Origin of the sequence: Pantoea sp. BAV 3049 (assembly GCF_009765445.1) — a bacterium.
Classification (GTDB): domain Bacteria; phylum Pseudomonadota; class Gammaproteobacteria; order Enterobacterales; family Enterobacteriaceae; genus Erwinia.
In genome coordinates, this window is the sequence record NZ_WHOY01000031.1 from 3,720,139 (window position 1) to 3,735,383 (window position 15,245).

Annotated in this window: 14 protein-coding genes and 1 tRNA gene; 10 read left to right on the forward strand and 5 right to left on the reverse strand. The window is 53.9% G+C overall.

What is annotated here, in order from left to right:
• The first annotated feature begins 79 nt into the window (after positions 1–79).
• From GSQ70_RS18470 to GSQ70_RS18480, 3 genes are all read left to right on the forward strand, one after another.
• Positions 80–1,504: a UvrD-helicase domain-containing protein gene (locus GSQ70_RS18470; RefSeq protein WP_158783894.1), complete on the forward strand. Its 1,425-nt coding sequence runs from the start codon at positions 80–82 to the stop codon at positions 1,502–1,504.
• A gap of 150 nt (positions 1,505–1,654) precedes the next feature.
• Positions 1,655–3,298, forward strand: a complete 1,644-nt coding sequence (locus GSQ70_RS18475; protein WP_158783895.1) for a TraI domain-containing protein — start codon at positions 1,655–1,657, stop codon at positions 3,296–3,298.
• Between the two features lie 57 nt (positions 3,299–3,355).
• Positions 3,356–4,357: a site-specific integrase gene (locus GSQ70_RS18480; protein WP_158783896.1), complete on the forward strand. Its 1,002-nt coding sequence runs from the start codon at positions 3,356–3,358 to the stop codon at positions 4,355–4,357.
• Positions 4,358–4,539: 182 nt separating this feature from the next.
• On the opposite strand, the gene GSQ70_RS18485 is transcribed toward GSQ70_RS18480, so the two are convergent.
• Positions 4,540–4,615 (reverse strand) — tRNA-Phe (locus GSQ70_RS18485).
• Between the two features lie 231 nt (positions 4,616–4,846).
• Between GSQ70_RS18485 and GSQ70_RS18490 the strand changes: the two genes are divergently transcribed.
• Together GSQ70_RS18490 and GSQ70_RS18495 are read left to right on the forward strand one after the other, a co-directional pair.
• The gene (locus GSQ70_RS18490) at positions 4,847–5,083 is read left to right on the forward strand and encodes a hypothetical protein (protein ID WP_158783897.1); all 237 of its coding nucleotides are present in this window, start codon (positions 4,847–4,849) and stop codon (positions 5,081–5,083) included.
• A gap of 330 nt (positions 5,084–5,413) precedes the next feature.
• A complete protein-coding gene (locus GSQ70_RS18495; protein WP_158783898.1) occupies positions 5,414–7,558 on the forward strand; it encodes an ornithine decarboxylase in 2,145 nt (714 codons plus the stop codon).
• Positions 7,559–7,668: 110 nt separating this feature from the next.
• Here the strand turns inward: GSQ70_RS18495 and GSQ70_RS18500 are convergent, their stop codons facing one another.
• On the reverse strand, positions 7,669–8,283 hold the full coding sequence (locus GSQ70_RS18500; protein WP_158783899.1) for a TetR/AcrR family transcriptional regulator: 615 nt from the start codon (positions 8,281–8,283) through the stop codon (positions 7,669–7,671).
• A gap of 309 nt (positions 8,284–8,592) precedes the next feature.
• Here GSQ70_RS18500 and GSQ70_RS18505 point away from each other — a divergent pair, with 309 nt between their 5' ends.
• Together GSQ70_RS18505 and GSQ70_RS18510 are read left to right on the forward strand one after the other, a co-directional pair.
• Positions 8,593–9,813, forward strand: a complete 1,221-nt coding sequence (locus tag GSQ70_RS18505) for a Tm-1-like ATP-binding domain-containing protein (RefSeq protein WP_158783900.1) — start codon at positions 8,593–8,595, stop codon at positions 9,811–9,813.
• Between the two features lie 2 nt (positions 9,814–9,815).
• Positions 9,816–10,643 (forward strand): phosphoenolpyruvate hydrolase family protein, encoded by an 828-nt coding sequence (locus GSQ70_RS18510; protein ID WP_158783901.1) that lies wholly within the window; start codon positions 9,816–9,818, stop codon positions 10,641–10,643.
• A 75-nt stretch (positions 10,644–10,718) separates the two neighbouring features.
• On the opposite strand, the gene mltC is transcribed toward GSQ70_RS18510, so the two are convergent.
• Genes mltC through mutY form a run of 3 tightly spaced genes read right to left on the reverse strand, consistent with a single transcriptional unit; the run spans position 10,719 to position 13,207 of the window.
• Positions 10,719–11,798 (reverse strand): membrane-bound lytic murein transglycosylase MltC, encoded by a 1,080-nt coding sequence (gene mltC, locus GSQ70_RS18515; RefSeq protein WP_158783902.1) that lies wholly within the window; start codon positions 11,796–11,798, stop codon positions 10,719–10,721.
• A gap of 51 nt (positions 11,799–11,849) precedes the next feature.
• Positions 11,850–12,122: an oxidative damage protection protein gene (locus GSQ70_RS18520; RefSeq protein ID WP_158783903.1), complete on the reverse strand. Its 273-nt coding sequence runs from the start codon at positions 12,120–12,122 to the stop codon at positions 11,850–11,852.
• Positions 12,122–13,207 carry an A/G-specific adenine glycosylase gene (gene mutY, locus GSQ70_RS18525; protein ID WP_199257341.1) on the reverse strand — a complete coding sequence of 362 codons (1,086 nt, stop codon included), beginning with the start codon at positions 13,205–13,207 and terminating at the stop codon, positions 12,122–12,124. The genes GSQ70_RS18520 and mutY overlap by 1 nt, the downstream gene beginning before the upstream one ends.
• 153 nt (positions 13,208–13,360) lie before the next feature.
• Between mutY and trmB the strand changes: the two genes are divergently transcribed.
• The 3 genes from trmB (at position 13,361) to GSQ70_RS18540 (ending at position 15,186) form a co-directional block, all read left to right on the forward strand.
• Positions 13,361–14,080: a tRNA (guanosine(46)-N7)-methyltransferase TrmB gene (gene trmB, locus GSQ70_RS18530; protein WP_158783905.1), complete on the forward strand. Its 720-nt coding sequence runs from the start codon at positions 13,361–13,363 to the stop codon at positions 14,078–14,080.
• Positions 14,080–14,406 carry a YggL family protein gene (locus GSQ70_RS18535; protein WP_158783906.1) on the forward strand — a complete coding sequence of 109 codons (327 nt, stop codon included), beginning with the start codon at positions 14,080–14,082 and terminating at the stop codon, positions 14,404–14,406. Before trmB ends, GSQ70_RS18535 begins: the two co-directional genes overlap by 1 nt.
• Before the next feature lie 66 nt (positions 14,407–14,472).
• Positions 14,473–15,186 carry a DUF2884 domain-containing protein gene (locus tag GSQ70_RS18540; protein ID WP_158783907.1) on the forward strand — a complete coding sequence of 238 codons (714 nt, stop codon included), beginning with the start codon at positions 14,473–14,475 and terminating at the stop codon, positions 15,184–15,186.
• Positions 15,187–15,245 lie beyond the last annotated feature (59 nt).

Genomic DNA, 15,245 nt, shown 5'->3' on the forward strand with positions numbered 1-15,245 from the left:
AGGGTATCTGGTTTTTTATCGCAGTTAACGCTTCCCGCTGCCAGTCTGGCTTTTTTATAAGCGCCTGCCGGAGAACCCCATGACCTGGAAAACCACAGCCGAGCAAAACGCCATCATCGAGTGGAAGGGCAGTCATCTCGTGGTGAATGCTTTTGCCGGCACAGGAAAAACCTCCACGTTAGTGTATTACGCTGAAGCCAACCCGGAAAGTAAGATGCTTTACCTTGCCTACAACCGCGCTGTTCGGGATGAGGCTGAACGCAGGTTTCCCTATAACGTAGAGTGTAAAACATCACATCAGCTGGCATGGGCCCGCTTTGGGAAACATTTCCGTGACCGGCTGACAGCCAGTCTGCGCATTACGGATGTGGCCAGAAAACTTAACACCCGCCACTGGCCGCTGGCCAGACTGGCCCTCAGCGGGCTGAACATGTTCCTCTGCAGCGCCGACCCTGAGCCCGGACTGGTACATCTGCCGGCAGAGGATGATCGCCACGGTCTTGATGCAGGTAAGATACTGGGGGCGATTCAGATCCTCTGGTATGAAATGAGCCGGACCGATTCTACCTTCCCCGTTACGCACGATACCTACCTCAAACTGTTCCAGCTTTCTCAGCCTGACCTGTCTAAACGCTGGGACACCATCCTTTTTGATGAGGCGCAGGATGCCAACCCGGTGACCAGTGCGTTTGTTCTGAATCAGCCCTGCCGGGTCATTCTGGTCGGCGACCGTTACCAGCAGATTTACCGGTTTCGCGGGGCAGATAATGCGCTCAATGCCAGCCAGCTGGCGCAGGCGGACCGGTTATGGCTGACGGCGAGTTTTCGGTTTGGCCCTGAGGTCGCGCGTATGGCCAATATCCTGCTGGAGCGTGCCGGAGAAGAAAAGTGGGTGACGGGTAACGGGGGGCAGGACGCCGTCGTCAGCAGCATCCCGGATGAGGCTGAGCACGTAGCTGTACTGAGCCGGACGGTGTCCGGCGTGATTGGGAACGCCCTGACGGCAAGTCTCATGGAGAAAAAAGTCTTCTGGGTCGGGGGGATTGAAGGCTACAAAACGGAGGAGCTGGAAGACCTGTACTGGTTCTCGGCCGATATGCCTGAAAATATGCAGTCCCCGCGCCTCAGCCGGGACTACCGGGATTTCGATGAATACTGCTCGATAGCAAAGGCCACCCAGGACGTGGAGATGAATCAGGCTATTCGCCTGCTCGATGATTTTTTCCCGCTCCCTCAAAAGCTGGCAATTATGCGCCGCCAGGTCGTCACCCATGAAAAAGACGCTCAGGTCACGGTTTCAACCGCACACCGCAGCAAAGGGCTGGAATGGCCGGTGGTAATGCTGAATGAGGATTTTACTGACATTACCGATCCGCTTCTTTCGCAGGATGAGCGGCAGGATGAGACTAACCTGCTGTACGTGGCTGTAACCCGGGCCAGAAGAACACTTGTGCTTAACGAGCTGATGCGCTGGCTGAGCGATGAAAGCGGGAAAAACCGCTAGACGACGCACGAAACTGTACCGTCCGGAAATTGAGAGAGCACCGACAGGCACGAAGAAACGGGAAAAACTTCTGAGAGTGAGTAACTGGTTTTTTATGGTGAAGCGCGGGGAGTGTCAGAACACTGGGCAGCCCTATACCAGGAGAAAATCATGCGCGACAGAATCAGGACTCTGAGGTTTCTGTTTTCAAAAGGTGAACCGGAACCAGCACATCATGTATCCGCTGTCACACCTGTCGGCTACCACACTCCGCGTACGGTCGATACGCTGTGCAGTAGTCCGCTGAGGAAAACCTGCCTGCAACAAATATGGGTAAACAGCTCACTTCCGGCGGATGTTTATCACCGGTTTTACATAACGCCACTGCATGGCTTACTGGCCAGGGCACAGAATGTGCCGGCAACACAGCAGGGAAGGTGGTCGCAGTCAGACGGCTTCGGGGACCTTACGCTGCAGTTCACAACCTGTGCGGTCAGACTGGCCAAAGGATACATGTTTCCACCCGGCGCTGCGCCAGAAGAGCAGGCAGAGCAAAACGTGATGTGGAATGCGGTCATTTTCTGGTCTGCACTGTTCTGGCATTTGCCGCTCCTGGCGTCTCTGGAGGGTGAGCTGCTTGATGGTAAACGCTGGCTTCCGGGAATAACCGTTCCGGACTCGCCTTATCGATTTCGCTTCCGGGAAGCAGACAACTCCTCAGCTTTTGCAGCGCTGGCAGCCGGACAACTTATGCCAGCAGAAGCGACAGGCTGGCTGGCAGAAAATCCCCAAGCTCTGGGCAATTTTGCCGGGGCCTTATGGAACCAGCATCCGGCAATGCCGTTGATTCGAAGCCTGATGAAACAAGCAGCTGAGAAAACAGAGTCTCCTTTGATGGAGAGGAAACCTGCGGAAATTTTAAGTTCTCATGCAGGTGAAATTTCAGAAAATACAGCCCTTTCAAATGAGGGGGGCGCTACGGTTTTACCTAAAGATATGTTATCTGAACAAACAGCACTTAGCGGGGCAACTGATCCATCTTCCCCTGAGATCTTTACACTTGCCACAGGTATTGATAACCCCACTACACTTAGTGATTCACCGGTTAAAAGCCCTGAAGAAAACGAAGAAGAAAGTGATTTAAGCGAAATCGTAAAAAGTACTGGCTCTGACCCTCTGCCCTCTGAAGATGATGCTGATGCTCTCCTGTCTCTTTTCGACATGTCAGGAGATGCTAAAGCTTCAGAAAATGAAGATGAGGTACAGGCAGAAGTGTCCGTTGTGATTGCAGAGGAGCAGCAATCGTCAGAACCCCTTGAAAAGCAAGAAGACCCCGCAAATGAAAAGGAACCGTTTGCGAAAGGAAACTCAGACTATTCTCAGGTTGCAATTGTTAACAAATGTGATGAAAGATCAGATTCCGTACCCGTAGCAGTCTCCGGTACTGACGTAGCGGAAGGAGAACAGTTTTTTGACTGGCTCCGGGAGGGACTCAATCGGGGAGATATTAGTTTTAATGGTAAAGCAGACAAAATCCATGTTATTGCCGGCTATGTCTTTTTACCCGTCCCCGGTATCTTTTTCGACTACCTTAAGGCCACTGGTTCGACTATTCAACGGGAAAGCATTCAGGCTTCTTTTGAGCGACTTAACTTGCATAAGCGTCGTGATAACAGGAGATTTTATTTTGCTCAGCTTTACGATACACCCGACAAGTCCGGGAGGTTCAAACGGGTAAAAGGCTACCTGGTGAAAAGCAGGCGGGTATACAGAAAGACCATCCCTCAGGACAGTCAGTTCATTTTGTTCCCCTGACCACAACGTCGGTCTGACATCTGGTGCGTTACTGTTACTAAGAGAGGAATGGAAAAAATGAACGAAAATAGTGCTGACTGGCTCTGGCAGGAACTTATGGATGAGTACTTTTTCTGTAAATCGCTGCGCGAAGATACCGAGTGGAGTTATAAGAAGGTTGTTCGTGGTTTCAGGAAGCATATCGGGGAAGCCTGTCCGCCTTACGGCATAACCAGTCGTGATGTGCTTGAGTGGCGAAGGCATGTACTCAAAAAGCAGTGCCTTTCTGCACATACCTGGAACAATAAGGTCAGCCATATGCGTGCCCTGTACAATTTTGCCATCACTTCTCAACTGACGAGCTTAAGTAAAAATCCCTTCAATGGCGTATCGGTCAAACAGGACAAGAAGCGTAAAAAAACTCTCACAAAAAACCAGATGACAAAAATCTGGCTAACTATGCAGCAATTTGCTTCTGAGCCCAGAACCGGGTCTAAATGCGCCCTGAGGCCAGTATGGTACAGGCTGACTGTCCTGGACACGTTGCGTTATACCGGTATGCGACAAAATCAACTGCTCCATATACGTCTGAAAGATGTGTGTCTTGACGATGGGTGGATTGAATTAAGAGCGGAAGGCAGTAAAACGTACCGGGAATGGCGGGTTCCCGTTGTTAGTCATTTACGACCGAGACTGGAAGCGTTGCTCCAGCGTGCAAGGGACTGCGGTGCCGGCAATAATGATTCGCTTTTTCACTATGAGCGGTTTGTCTCTTCGCCTGCAGAAAGGGCGTCTCTTTCGGAAAAACCATCGCTGCAACCGTTACGCTCTTTTTTTCGCAGGCTGTCAAAAGAGTGCGGGTTTGATGTTTCGCCCCACCGGTTCAGGCACACCCTTGCCACGACACTGATGAGCTCGCCTGAACGAAACCTGCAACTGGTCAAGGGGTTACTTGGGCACCGCAACGTGAGTACGACAATGGAATATGTTGATATCAGTATGGATATTGTTAGCCAGGCGCTGGAAAAGGAAATGGCACTTTACACCGATAAGGCTGAAGAGATGTTTTACAATGGTTGACATTCAGTCACGTCATTGTAATTATTCACAGTGATCGAGAAAAGGGAGCCTGCTGTGAACAGGCTCCCTAATCGAGAGGGTAACTTCTTGATGTATGCTGATGTGAGGATCAACATCAACAAGTGCCACTCCCGTTAAACGCCCGTCAGTTTTCTCACCTCTGACCAGCGTGCTTCGAATAGTGGTGCCCGGACTCGGAATCGAACCAAGGACACGGGGATTTTCAATCCCCTGCTCTACCGACTGAGCTATCCGGGCAACGGGGCGCATTAAACCTTACTGACCGCAAGGCGTCAACGGCTTTATTGCCAAAAGCGAACTGACTGCATTCTTTTCCACCAAAACTGCCACCCGATCAGCATAAGATTCTGCTGTCGGTTTTTGTTTCGCTGGCATAATTCATCGTCATAAGATTTTCCTCGCTTCTCCTGACAGCGGTTACAATTCCGCAGTATTCTGTTCATCTTCATTCAGAACGGGTTCAGCAAGATGGAATACTTCTCACAACCTTTGAGCACTTTATCGTCCCGTTCCCGCAACCTCACTGCGCGACTGTTCTTCCGCGAGCGGTATGAGCGCAAAAGCTGTATTGCGTTTATGGACAAACATCCGCTGGTGATCGACTTGGACTGCACGCTGGATGTGGTCGCGCAGCAAATGGTGGCCTGCCGGTGTCTTGAACCAGTAAAAAAAAAGTGCGATTATTGCGCCCATTCTGACGTGTAACGTCATCCCTTAATTGAGGTCGCCGCCATGCGAGGATCACTGCTGAAGTCTGCCAGCAACTGTTCCGGTCATCTGCTGATGCCGTGTGCGTGCCGATCTGTCTGTCACATCCTGTCGAAAAATTCTCTCACCATGCGGTGAGGTTTTCATACGCTTACTGTTGGGCATGAGTAAAGACAGACTCGATCTGATTTTACTGATGCCTATTGGTCAAAGCTGAAACCAACTGGCCTGAAACCACCAGACATCCTTTCGCCGGGCAAAGGCCAGCCTTTGCCCATTGCTGTGCCCCTGGCACCCACTCATCCTTGACGCCTGAGGATTTGTGTTATGACACCACTGAAAATTGCAGCCAGCACTACCGTGGCTATCCATCTCCAGACCGGCCGCGAGGTCGTCACGCTGGAAAAAACTGATTTTACTGATATCGCGGCGGTGGTTGTTTCCGTGGCCGATTCACGCAGCGGCATGCTGGCGCTGTTAAAGCATACCGGCTTTAATCTGCCGGTGTTTATCTCGCTGGACTCCCCGGATCAGGCGAAGGATCTGCCTGCAGTGACCGGCTTGCTGACCGGTGCTGATGATGATGCGATCCGGCTGGAAGCGGCAGCCTCTGCCTGGCAGGCCGCGCTGCTGCCGCCGTTCTTCAACACGCTGACCAAATACGTGGCGATGGATAACAGCACCTTTGCCTGTCCCGGCCACCAGGGAGGCGAGTTCTTCAAAAAGCATCCGGCTGGCCGTCAGTTTTTTGACTTCTTCGGCGAGAATATTTTCCGCGCTGATATGTGTAATGCCGACGTGAAGCTGGGTGATTTGCTGATCCATGAAGGATCGGCCAAGCACGCGCAGAAATTTGCCGCGAAGGTCTTTAACGCCGATAAAACCTATTTCGTGCTAAACGGCACCTCCAGCGCCAATAAGGTGGTGACCAATGCTCTGCTGACGCGGGGCGATCTGGTGCTGTTCGACCGCAACAACCACAAATCCAACCATCACGGTGCGCTGATCCAGGCCGGGGCAACGCCGGTTTATCTGGAGACGGCCCGTAACCCGTTCGGCTTTATTGGCGGGATTGACGCACACTGCTTTGATGAAGAGTTCGTGCGTAAGCAGATCAAACAGGTCGCGCCGGATCGCGCCAGCGATGCCCGTCCGTTCCGTCTGGCCGTGATCCAGCTCGGCACCTATGACGGCACGGTTTACAACGCGCGTAAGGTACTCGACAGCATCGGACACCTGTGTGACTACATCCTGTTTGATTCGGCGTGGGTCGGCTACGAGCAATTTATCCCGGTGATGGAAGCCTGTTCCCCGCTGCTGCTGGATCTGAATGAAAACGATCCGGGCATTTTTGTCACTCAGTCGGTGCACAAGCAGCAGGCCGGTTTCTCGCAGACCTCGCAGATCCACAAGAAAGATAACCACATTCGTGGACAGCAGCGCTTCTGCAGCCACAAGCGTCTGAACAATGCCTTTATGCTGCACGCTTCAACCAGCCCGTTTTATCCGTTGTTTGCCGCGCTGGACGTTAACGCCAAAATGCATCAGGGTGAGGCCGGGCGCCGCCTGTGGCATGAATGCGTCACGCTGGGCATTGCCACCCGTAAAGCGATCATTGAGAAGTGCGGGATGATCAAACCGTTTATCCCTGATGAGGTGGACGGCAAGCCGTGGCAGGATACGCCGACCGAAGTTATCGCCTCCGATCCGCGTTACTTCAGCTTCGAACCTGACGCGGCCTGGCACGGTTTTGCGGGGTACGAAAAAGATCAGTACCTGGTCGATCCATGCAAGCTGCTGTTGACCACGCCCGGCATTGATGCGGCCAGCGGCCAGTACGCCTCATTTGGTATACCGGCAACGATTCTGGCTAACTACCTGCGTGAAAACGGCGTGGTGCCTGAGAAGTGCGATCTGAACTCGATCCTGTTCCTGCTCACCCCGGCAGAGAGCAGCGACAAAATGGCTTACCTGGTGGCGAAGCTGGCGCAGTTTGAACAGCACGTGAAGGAAGATGCGCTGCTGAGCGATGTGCTGCCAACGATTTATCGCAAAAATGCGGCTCGTTATGCGGGTTATACCCTGCGTCGGCTGTGTCTGGAGATGCACCAGCTGTACGTCAGCTACGGGGTGAAAGACCTGCAGAAAGCGATGTTCCGCCAGCAAAGTCTGCCGAAAGCGGTGATGAACCCGCAGGATGCTAACAGGGAATTTATCCGTGGCAACGTTGAGCTGGTGCCGATTGCCAAAGCCGAGGGGCGTATTGCTGCGGAAGGTGCGCTGCCTTATCCACCGGGCGTTCTGTGTGTGGTGCCGGGCGAAGTGTGGGGTGGGGCGGTGCAGCGCTACTTCCTCGCGCTGGAAGAGGGACTCAATCTGCTGCCGGGCTTTTCGCCGGAACTGCAGGGCGTCTATGCTGAGGCGGATGAGCACGGCGTGAAACGCCTGTTTGGCTATATGATCAACGAGTAATCCTGTCCGCGGGGGGCGATTGCCATCCCCCCTGCAATCCGGCGGTCAGCGGCTACCAGGTCTCGAAGTGTCTGCCATATCGGTCGCCTGGTATCCTGTTGCTCCGGCTTTCAGCTGGCTTCCAGCGCTTTGCTGTCTTCCCTGGCCTGGCGGACAATCGCTCTGGCAATCCATTTCCCAATATCCTGCAGCTGATCGTTATTGCAGCCCCAGATATCCTTCATCACCAGAAAAATCTCTGAACCATATACCAGCGACAGCGACTGAATGACCCGCTCCACCATTGCCGGCGGCAGTTCGCTGTTCAGGGGTTCCACGACGTGTTGCAGTAACGCCTTCCTGTTACCTCTCACCAGGCGATCTTTTTCCAGCTTTTCGGTGGAGGACTGCGACTGCGCCCACTGCGTCAGCGAAAGGTGCAACGCCGCACGCAAGGTGCCTTCGTGCTCCAGCATTCGTGGAAAGGCAAAGGTCAGCAGTTCATCGATTCGCTCGGATGCTTCTTTACGCGAAGGTCGCCAGTTTTTAATCGGGCTGAGCGTTTCCGTCACGATGGCGGAAACCAGCGCGCTTTGAGTGGGAAAATAACGGTAGGCTGTCGCCCGGGAGAGTTGTGCCTCGGCGGCGACTTCTGTGATGGATGGAAATGCGCCGCTGTCAAACATTTTCATAGCAGTTTCAATAAGTAAGCGACGTGTTCTTGCTCGTGTGGCGGTTAATGTCATAACCCCAGCGGAATCCCTTTGCTCCACAATAACCTCATTCAATCGTTAAATAATCATACAAATCAATTGGTTGATAACTTCAGGGGAGGGGCTGTGTTATCGCCAGTCAGAACCTGTATTTCAGATCCCACAACAAGCATAGCCAACTTCCCGGTGAGACGCACATTCCATTCAATTGATTTATCATTAATGAAGGTGATACTGTTATCTCACAACATGCAGAGTCAATATACCTCTGTGGTTATTTACGTGTTTACTGTTGTTTTATCAAGTTTTTATTACGTCTGATAACAGGGTGTTGTTACGACTATGACTAATTATACCGGTTATATCTATGCCGCAGCGACGGCAGATACTAAAGGAAGGGAACTGTTTTACGTCAGCGAATGCATTGCCGAAACGGGTGCTGAGGTTTTAACGGTAGACCTGTCGACTCAATCAGTTAACGGCACTTCCAGGGCGGATTTCCCGCCGGAACTGGTGGCCGATTTTCATCCCGATGGGCGCGATGCGGTGTTCTGCAAAGATCGCGGTAAGGCCATCGATGCGATGGCGCTGGCATTTAAGATTTTCCTCAGCAGGCGTCAGAACCTGGCCGGAGTAATAGGCCTGGGCGGGTCCGGTGGTACCGCGCTGATTACCCCGGCGATGCAGGCGCTGCCGGTCGGCGTGCCAAAGGTGATGGTGTCGACCATGGCTTCCGGTGAAGTTTCCGGCTATGTTGGGGCCAGCGATATCAGCATGGTCTATTCGGTCACGGACGTTGCCGGCCTGAATCGCATTTCCCGAAAGGTTTTGGGCAACGCGGCGCACCAGATTGCTGGTGCGGTGTTGTTCGAAACGGACAGTGATGATGATGAGAAACCGGCGCTGGGGCTGACCATGTTCGGCGTTACCACGCCGTGCATTCAGCAAGTCAGCGAGAAGCTGGAGAAGGATTATGACTGCCTGGTATTCCATGCCACCGGCAGCGGCGGCAGGGCGATGGAGAAACTGACCGACAGCGGTATGCTTTCCGGGCTGCTGGATCTCACCACTACCGAAGTCTGTGATCTGCTGTTCGATGGCGTACTGGCCTGCGATGAAACCCGCTTCGATGCTGTGGCGAAGAAGAAAATCCCCTGCGTGATTTCGTGTGGTGCGCTGGATATGGTGAACTTCGGCCATCCTTCCACCATCCCGGAGAAATATGCCGGGCGCCTGTTCTACCATCACAATGCGCAGGTTACGCTGATGCGAACCACGCCGGAAGAGAACGTGGCGATGGCGAGGTGGATTGCAGAGAAGCTGAACCGCTGTGAAGGGGATATGGTCTTTCTGATCCCTGTGGGCGGGTTCTCCGCGCTCGATGCGCCGGAGCAGCCATTCTGGTCACCCGACGCGAACCTGGCCTTTATCACCACGCTCGAAGAGACTCTGTTGCAGACCCGGCGGCGTAAAATCGTCCGTCTGCCTTACCACATTAACACCCCTGAATTCGCTCATGCGGCGGTACAGCAGTTCCGTCAGCTTGCAGAGAAGGAGTTCTGAATATGGCGTTTACCCGTCAGGAAATACTGAAAAAATTCAATGAGATGATTGCCCGTCGTGAACCGATTATTGGCGGCGGAGCCGGAACCGGTCTGTCGGCTAAGTGTGAGGAAGCGGGTGGAATCGATCTGATCGTTATCTACAATTCTGGTCGTTATCGTATGGCCGGGCGCGGATCGCTGGCTGGGCTGCTGGCTTACGGCAACGCCAACGAAATCGTGGTGGATATGGCGAAAGAGGTGCTGCCGGTAGTGAAAAAGACCCCGGTTCTCGCGGGGGTCAACGGTACCGATCCTTTCTGCCATTTCGACAAATTTCTCGACGACCTGAAAGCGATGGGGTTCTCCGGTGTGCAGAACTTCCCGACGGTGGGGCTGATTGACGGTAATTTTCGCGCCAATCTGGAAGAAACCGGCATGGGATACGGGCTGGAAGTGGAGATGATCGCTCTGGCCCATCAGAAAGGGTTACTGACCACGCCGTATGTGTTCAGCGCAGCGGATGCGGTGGCAATGACGGAAGCCGGGGCTGATATTATCGTGCCGCACATGGGCCTGACCACCGGTGGAAATATTGGTGCAGAGACCGCGCTTAAGTTATCGGATTGCGTGCCGCTTATTAATCAGTGGGCAGAGGCTGCAAAGAATGTGCGCAAGGATGTGATTGTGTTGTGTCATGGAGGGCCAATCTCCAGTCCGGAAGATGCACAGTACATTCTTGACCATTGCCCGCAGTGTGACGGCTTTTACGGCGCAAGCTCCATGGAGCGTTTGCCAACCGAGGTCGCACTGACTGAAACGACAAAACAATTTAAAAATATAAATCGTTAATTTTTACCAACATCAGGGAATTTTTCCCCCCTCTGGATGGCGGATCGCAAGATCCGCCGTTTTTTTTCTGTCCGATCAGTACTGGTGGTAGCTTTTCTGCGCGCTGCTCACTTTGTACAGATAGCGACGCGACTCGGCCGAAGGGTGGTTAGTGGTCAGTGTCTGATAAACCTGAGACGGCGACAGATTGTTAATGTTAGCGAAAGCCTGATTCTTGTCGCTGGAGAAGACTTTCAGCACGCTTCCCGCGCCGCCATTATAAGCCGTGATCACCGCGTAACGCCGCGAGGTCGGGTTCACAATCCCTGACAGATAGCTGCCCTGCAGCAGGGAGAGATAGGCTGTACCGGCATCAATGTTGTTCTCCGGGTCAAGCAGGTAGCTGCGGCTTGGTTTGCCCCATTTCCCTTTCATCCGGAACACATCCACGCCAGCGGTATGCTGCACAACCTGCATCAGACCCAGCGCGTCAGAGTGGCTGACGGCATACGGGTTAAAGCTTGATTCAATCTGCATGATCGCCAGGATCAGCGACTGATCGACGCCATATTTCGCTGCCGCTTCACGCACCATCGGCAGGTACTTGTGTGCACGCTTGTCGAGGTGGTTCGGCACCATTGGAATGGTTACCGACCAGATTACATGCAGCCCGGCGTTACGGCGTTGCAGCTTGTTCTGGATCAGGTAGTCGGCAAAGCTGGCCGCGCGGCCCTGCCAGCGGATCGGCTGGCCGGTATTATCCAGCACCTCGCCATAGAGCAGCGGTTCTTTACCGATCTCAATATCATTGGCATCGGAGTAGAGATCGACGTTGCCCGGGTTATCACCGATCAGCAGCGTGGTGATTATAGCCTGACGCAGGCTGGCCATCGGATCGGTCCCGGCAATGGTCTCGATGGTGATGGTACCGGCATCAAAGTTGATGTGGCTGCGGGTGTAATATTGATCGCTGTACTTAACGTAGTCTTTGGGGCCGGCAATCAGCACTTCATTGATGCCCCAGATATTCTCAATGTTGTGGGCAAATTGCCCCATCAATATGTCAAAGCCGTTGGTGTCCTTAACCCACTCTTCGTGGAACTTCGGTTTTTTATTGCCGGAACAGGAGATCAACAACGGTGCGATGATCAGTAAACTAATCAGCTTTTTATTCATTGTGTCGTGCTTCGCCCAAATTGAGAGGGCCTCCATCGCGAGGCCCAATGATTATTTTTCCGGCGGGGTATAACCTTCGATGTGAACGTCGCGGCCTTCAAACAGGAAATTGACCATCTCCTGTTCCAGCTGTTTGCGATCTTCCGGGTTCATCATGCTGAGTTTCTTCTCGTTGATCAACATGGTCTGCTTGGTCATCCACTGCGACCAGGCTTCTTTGGAAATCTCGTTATAGATGCGTTTGCCCAGGTCGCCCGGATACAGCTGAAAATCCTGCCCTTCAGCGTCACGCTGCAGGAACGTGCAAAATATGGTTCTGCTCATTACTCTTCCTCTTCTGTTGCGCGAATGCCCGGCGTAATTTGTTGTGGCTGGCGCAGCTGCTGTAGCAGGCGGTCCACCGGCGCTGCCAGCCCGACGGACTGTGGCTGGGCTAAGTTATACCAGAGACCAGCGCCTTCATCCATTACCGCGCCTGCCGCAGGCAGTTTCAGCCACATTGGCACGATATCAAGGTGGAAATGGCTGAAGGTGTGACGGAAGGCGATGCCCTGTTGCAGCGCCCTGCTGTCGATAAGACGTTCGCTCAGCCAGTTTTCCAGCTCTGAACGGGTGGTAAACTGGGGAAAGCAGAACAGGCCGCCCCAAAGCCCGACAGGCGGGCGCTGTTCCAGCCAAACGCCGTCGTCGCGCTGCATCATCAGCATCCAGCCGGTGCGCTCCGGCAGTGTTTGCTTTGGTTTTTTCCCCGGATAGTTCGCCCAGCTGTTATTGGCGTAGGCCATGCAGCCGAGGTTCAGCGGGCAAATTTCACATTTCGGTTTCGAGCGGGTGCAGACCATCGCGCCCAGATCCATCATCGCCTGATTAAACTGGCTGACGCCTGCTGCGGGCGTGACGTCTTCGCTGATTTCCCACAGGCGTTTTTCCACCTCTTTTTTGCCCGGCCAACCGGCGACAGCATAACAGCGCGCCAGCACGCGCTTAACGTTGCCGTCGAGGATCGGGAAGTGCTGACCGAGGGAAAGGGAAAGGATTGCCCCGGCAGTAGAACGTCCCACTCCTGGCAGGTCAGCTACTTCGTCATAGGTTTCCGGGAATTTGCCGCCGTGCTTCTCCGCCACCTGAATTGCTGCTTTATGTAAGTTGCGCGCGCGGGCATAGTAACCCAGCCCGGTCCACAGGTGCAGCACTTCATCCAGCGGAGCTGCTGCCAGGTCGGTGACGGTGGGGAAGCGGGCCATAAACCGTTCAAAATAGGGTATAACGGTCGCCACCTGCGTTTGTTGCAGCATGACTTCAGAAAGCCAGACTTTATAGGGCGTTTTTTCCTGCTGCCAGGGCAGGGTTTTGCGGCCAAAGCGCTGATACCAGTCAAGGACCTGGCTGGAGAACTGCTGCGCTTGCATCATGTCAGAGAAAACCCCGGTTAATTGAAAATCAGGCTGGGATTCCAGCACAGACCAACTATGCTGTAAACCGGAAGTTTCCAGGGCTTGCTTAACCGCTGTAACTTTGCATAATGCCCGTTTTCCAGATATTGCAGACCAACAGGCAAAAACATGAAGAATGATGTTATTTCTCCGGAGTTTGATGAAAACGGCCGTCCGCTGCGCCGTATTCGTAGCTTCGTTCGTCGTCAGGGCCGTCTGACCAAAGGCCAGCAGCATGCGCTGGACCATTTCTGGCCGGATGTCGGCGTAGAATACCAGCCTGAGCCTGTTGATCTGGCAGAACTTTTTGGGCGTGAAGCGCCGGTGGTGCTGGAAATTGGCTTCGGTATGGGGGCCTCGCTGGTGACCATGGCGCAGGCCAATCCGCAGCAGAACTTTCTTGGTATTGAAGTACATTCACCGGGTGTGGGGGCCTGCCTGAGCGCCGCCGATGAGGCAGGCGTGGAGAATCTGCGCGTGATGTGCCACGATGCGGTGGACGTGCTGAACCACATGATCCCGGATAATTCACTGCGTATGGTGCAGCTGTTCTTCCCGGACCCGTGGCATAAAGCGCGCCATAATAAGCGCCGTATCGTGCAGGTGCCGTTTGCTGAGCTGGTGCTGCGTAAGCTGAAGCTGGGCGGCGTGTTCCATATGGCGACGGACTGGGAAGCCTATGCAGAACATATGCTGGAAGTGATGAACAGCATTGCGGGCTACAAAAACCAGTCGGAAACGCAGGACTATGTGCCGCGTCCGGAGTCACGACCATTGACCAAATTTGAGCAGCGCGGCCAGCGTCTGGGCCACGGTGTTTGGGATCTTATGTTCGAGAGGATTAAATAATGGCTACCCAACGCAGTCGTCGTTTGCGCAAAAAGATGCATATCGATGAGTTCCAGGAATTAGGCTTTTCCATTGGTTTCGCTTTCCCGGAAGGCAGCAACGAAGAGACGATCGACAGCACCTTAGATGCACTGATTGAAGAAGTTATCGACCCGAACGGCCTGGCCTTTGATGGCAGTGGCTATCTGCAGTGGGAAGGGCTGATTTGCCTGCAACAGACCGGCAAATGCACTGACGAGCACCGCGAGATTGTGCGCAAGTGGCTGTCCGAACGTAAGCTGAACAACATTCAGGTTACCGAACTTTTTGACGTCTGGTGGGACTAAGCAGACAAGAACGGATGTCCGTCGGGGCCACGCTTGCGTGGCCTTTTCACTCTCAGGAGAAAGCAAATGCGTAAAGCGTTAATGGTTGGCGCACTGTTACTGGTGGCAGGTCAGGCGCAGGCAGATTATCAGTGCAGCGTGAAACCACAGGATGACGTGGTGATCACGCCGCAGACCGTGCAGGTGGTGGGCGCCAACGGCAACCTGGTCATTACCCCTGCGGGCGATGTGCAGCGTAACGGACAGGCCGCGACGGTGGACACCGCCACCCGTCAGAAAGCTATCGATTATCAGACCGCACTGCGCCGGGATCTGCCGTGGGTGGATCAGGGCGCGCGTACCCGCCTGGAGAAGGGGCGTGTGGCACTGGATAAAGTGATTGTGGAGAAGCTGGGCAGCAACAGCAACGTTCGCAATCGCCTGAGCAAGCTGGATACACAGCTGAAAGAGCAGATGAACCGCATCATTGAACACCGCAGCGATGGGCTGACTTTCCATCATCAGGCCATCGATCAGGTGCGTCAGGACGGCGAGAAGCTGGTACAGAGCGCGATGGGCGGCGTGTTGCAGGACAGCCTGAACGAGATGGGCAGCCAGCAGTCTGGCAACGGCGGTAACCCGCTACAGGCGATCATGGGTAATCTTGGCGGTCTGCAGCAGTCTCTGCAAGCCGAGTGGGGCGATCAGGAGAAAGATTTCCAGAACTTCGGCCATGAGGTGTGTAATCGCGTGACCAATCTTGAGCAGCAGCGCAAAGGGCTGGTGGCCGGGCTGAAGTAATTTTGCCTGCGGGACGGAATAAATTTGTCCTCTGCCGGGATGATCTGCATTGTCGGGGC

Bases quoted from the DNA above. Each gene is read 5' to 3' on its own strand.
- GSQ70_RS18470 (WP_158783894.1), top strand. From the start codon at position 80: ATGACCTGGAAAACCACAGCCGAGCAAAACGCCATCATCGAGTGGAAG.
- GSQ70_RS18475 (WP_158783895.1), top strand. From the start codon at position 1,655: ATGCGCGACAGAATCAGGACTCTGAGGTTTCTGTTTTCAAAAGGTGAA.
- GSQ70_RS18480 (WP_158783896.1), top strand. From the start codon at position 3,356: ATGAACGAAAATAGTGCTGACTGGCTCTGGCAGGAACTTATGGATGAG.
- GSQ70_RS18490 (WP_158783897.1), top strand. From the start codon at position 4,847: ATGGAATACTTCTCACAACCTTTGAGCACTTTATCGTCCCGTTCCCGC.
- GSQ70_RS18495 (WP_158783898.1), top strand. From the start codon at position 5,414: ATGACACCACTGAAAATTGCAGCCAGCACTACCGTGGCTATCCATCTC.
- GSQ70_RS18500 (WP_158783899.1), bottom strand. From the start codon at position 8,283: ATGACATTAACCGCCACACGAGCAAGAACACGTCGCTTACTTATTGAA.
- GSQ70_RS18505 (WP_158783900.1), top strand. From the start codon at position 8,593: ATGACTAATTATACCGGTTATATCTATGCCGCAGCGACGGCAGATACT.
- GSQ70_RS18510 (WP_158783901.1), top strand. From the start codon at position 9,816: ATGGCGTTTACCCGTCAGGAAATACTGAAAAAATTCAATGAGATGATT.
- mltC (WP_158783902.1), bottom strand. From the start codon at position 11,798: ATGAATAAAAAGCTGATTAGTTTACTGATCATCGCACCGTTGTTGATC.
- GSQ70_RS18520 (WP_158783903.1), bottom strand. From the start codon at position 12,122: ATGAGCAGAACCATATTTTGCACGTTCCTGCAGCGTGACGCTGAAGGG.
- mutY (WP_199257341.1), bottom strand. From the start codon at position 13,207: ATGCAAGCGCAGCAGTTCTCCAGCCAGGTCCTTGACTGGTATCAGCGC.
- trmB (WP_158783905.1), top strand. From the start codon at position 13,361: ATGAAGAATGATGTTATTTCTCCGGAGTTTGATGAAAACGGCCGTCCG.
- GSQ70_RS18535 (WP_158783906.1), top strand. From the start codon at position 14,080: ATGGCTACCCAACGCAGTCGTCGTTTGCGCAAAAAGATGCATATCGAT.
- GSQ70_RS18540 (WP_158783907.1), top strand. From the start codon at position 14,473: ATGCGTAAAGCGTTAATGGTTGGCGCACTGTTACTGGTGGCAGGTCAG.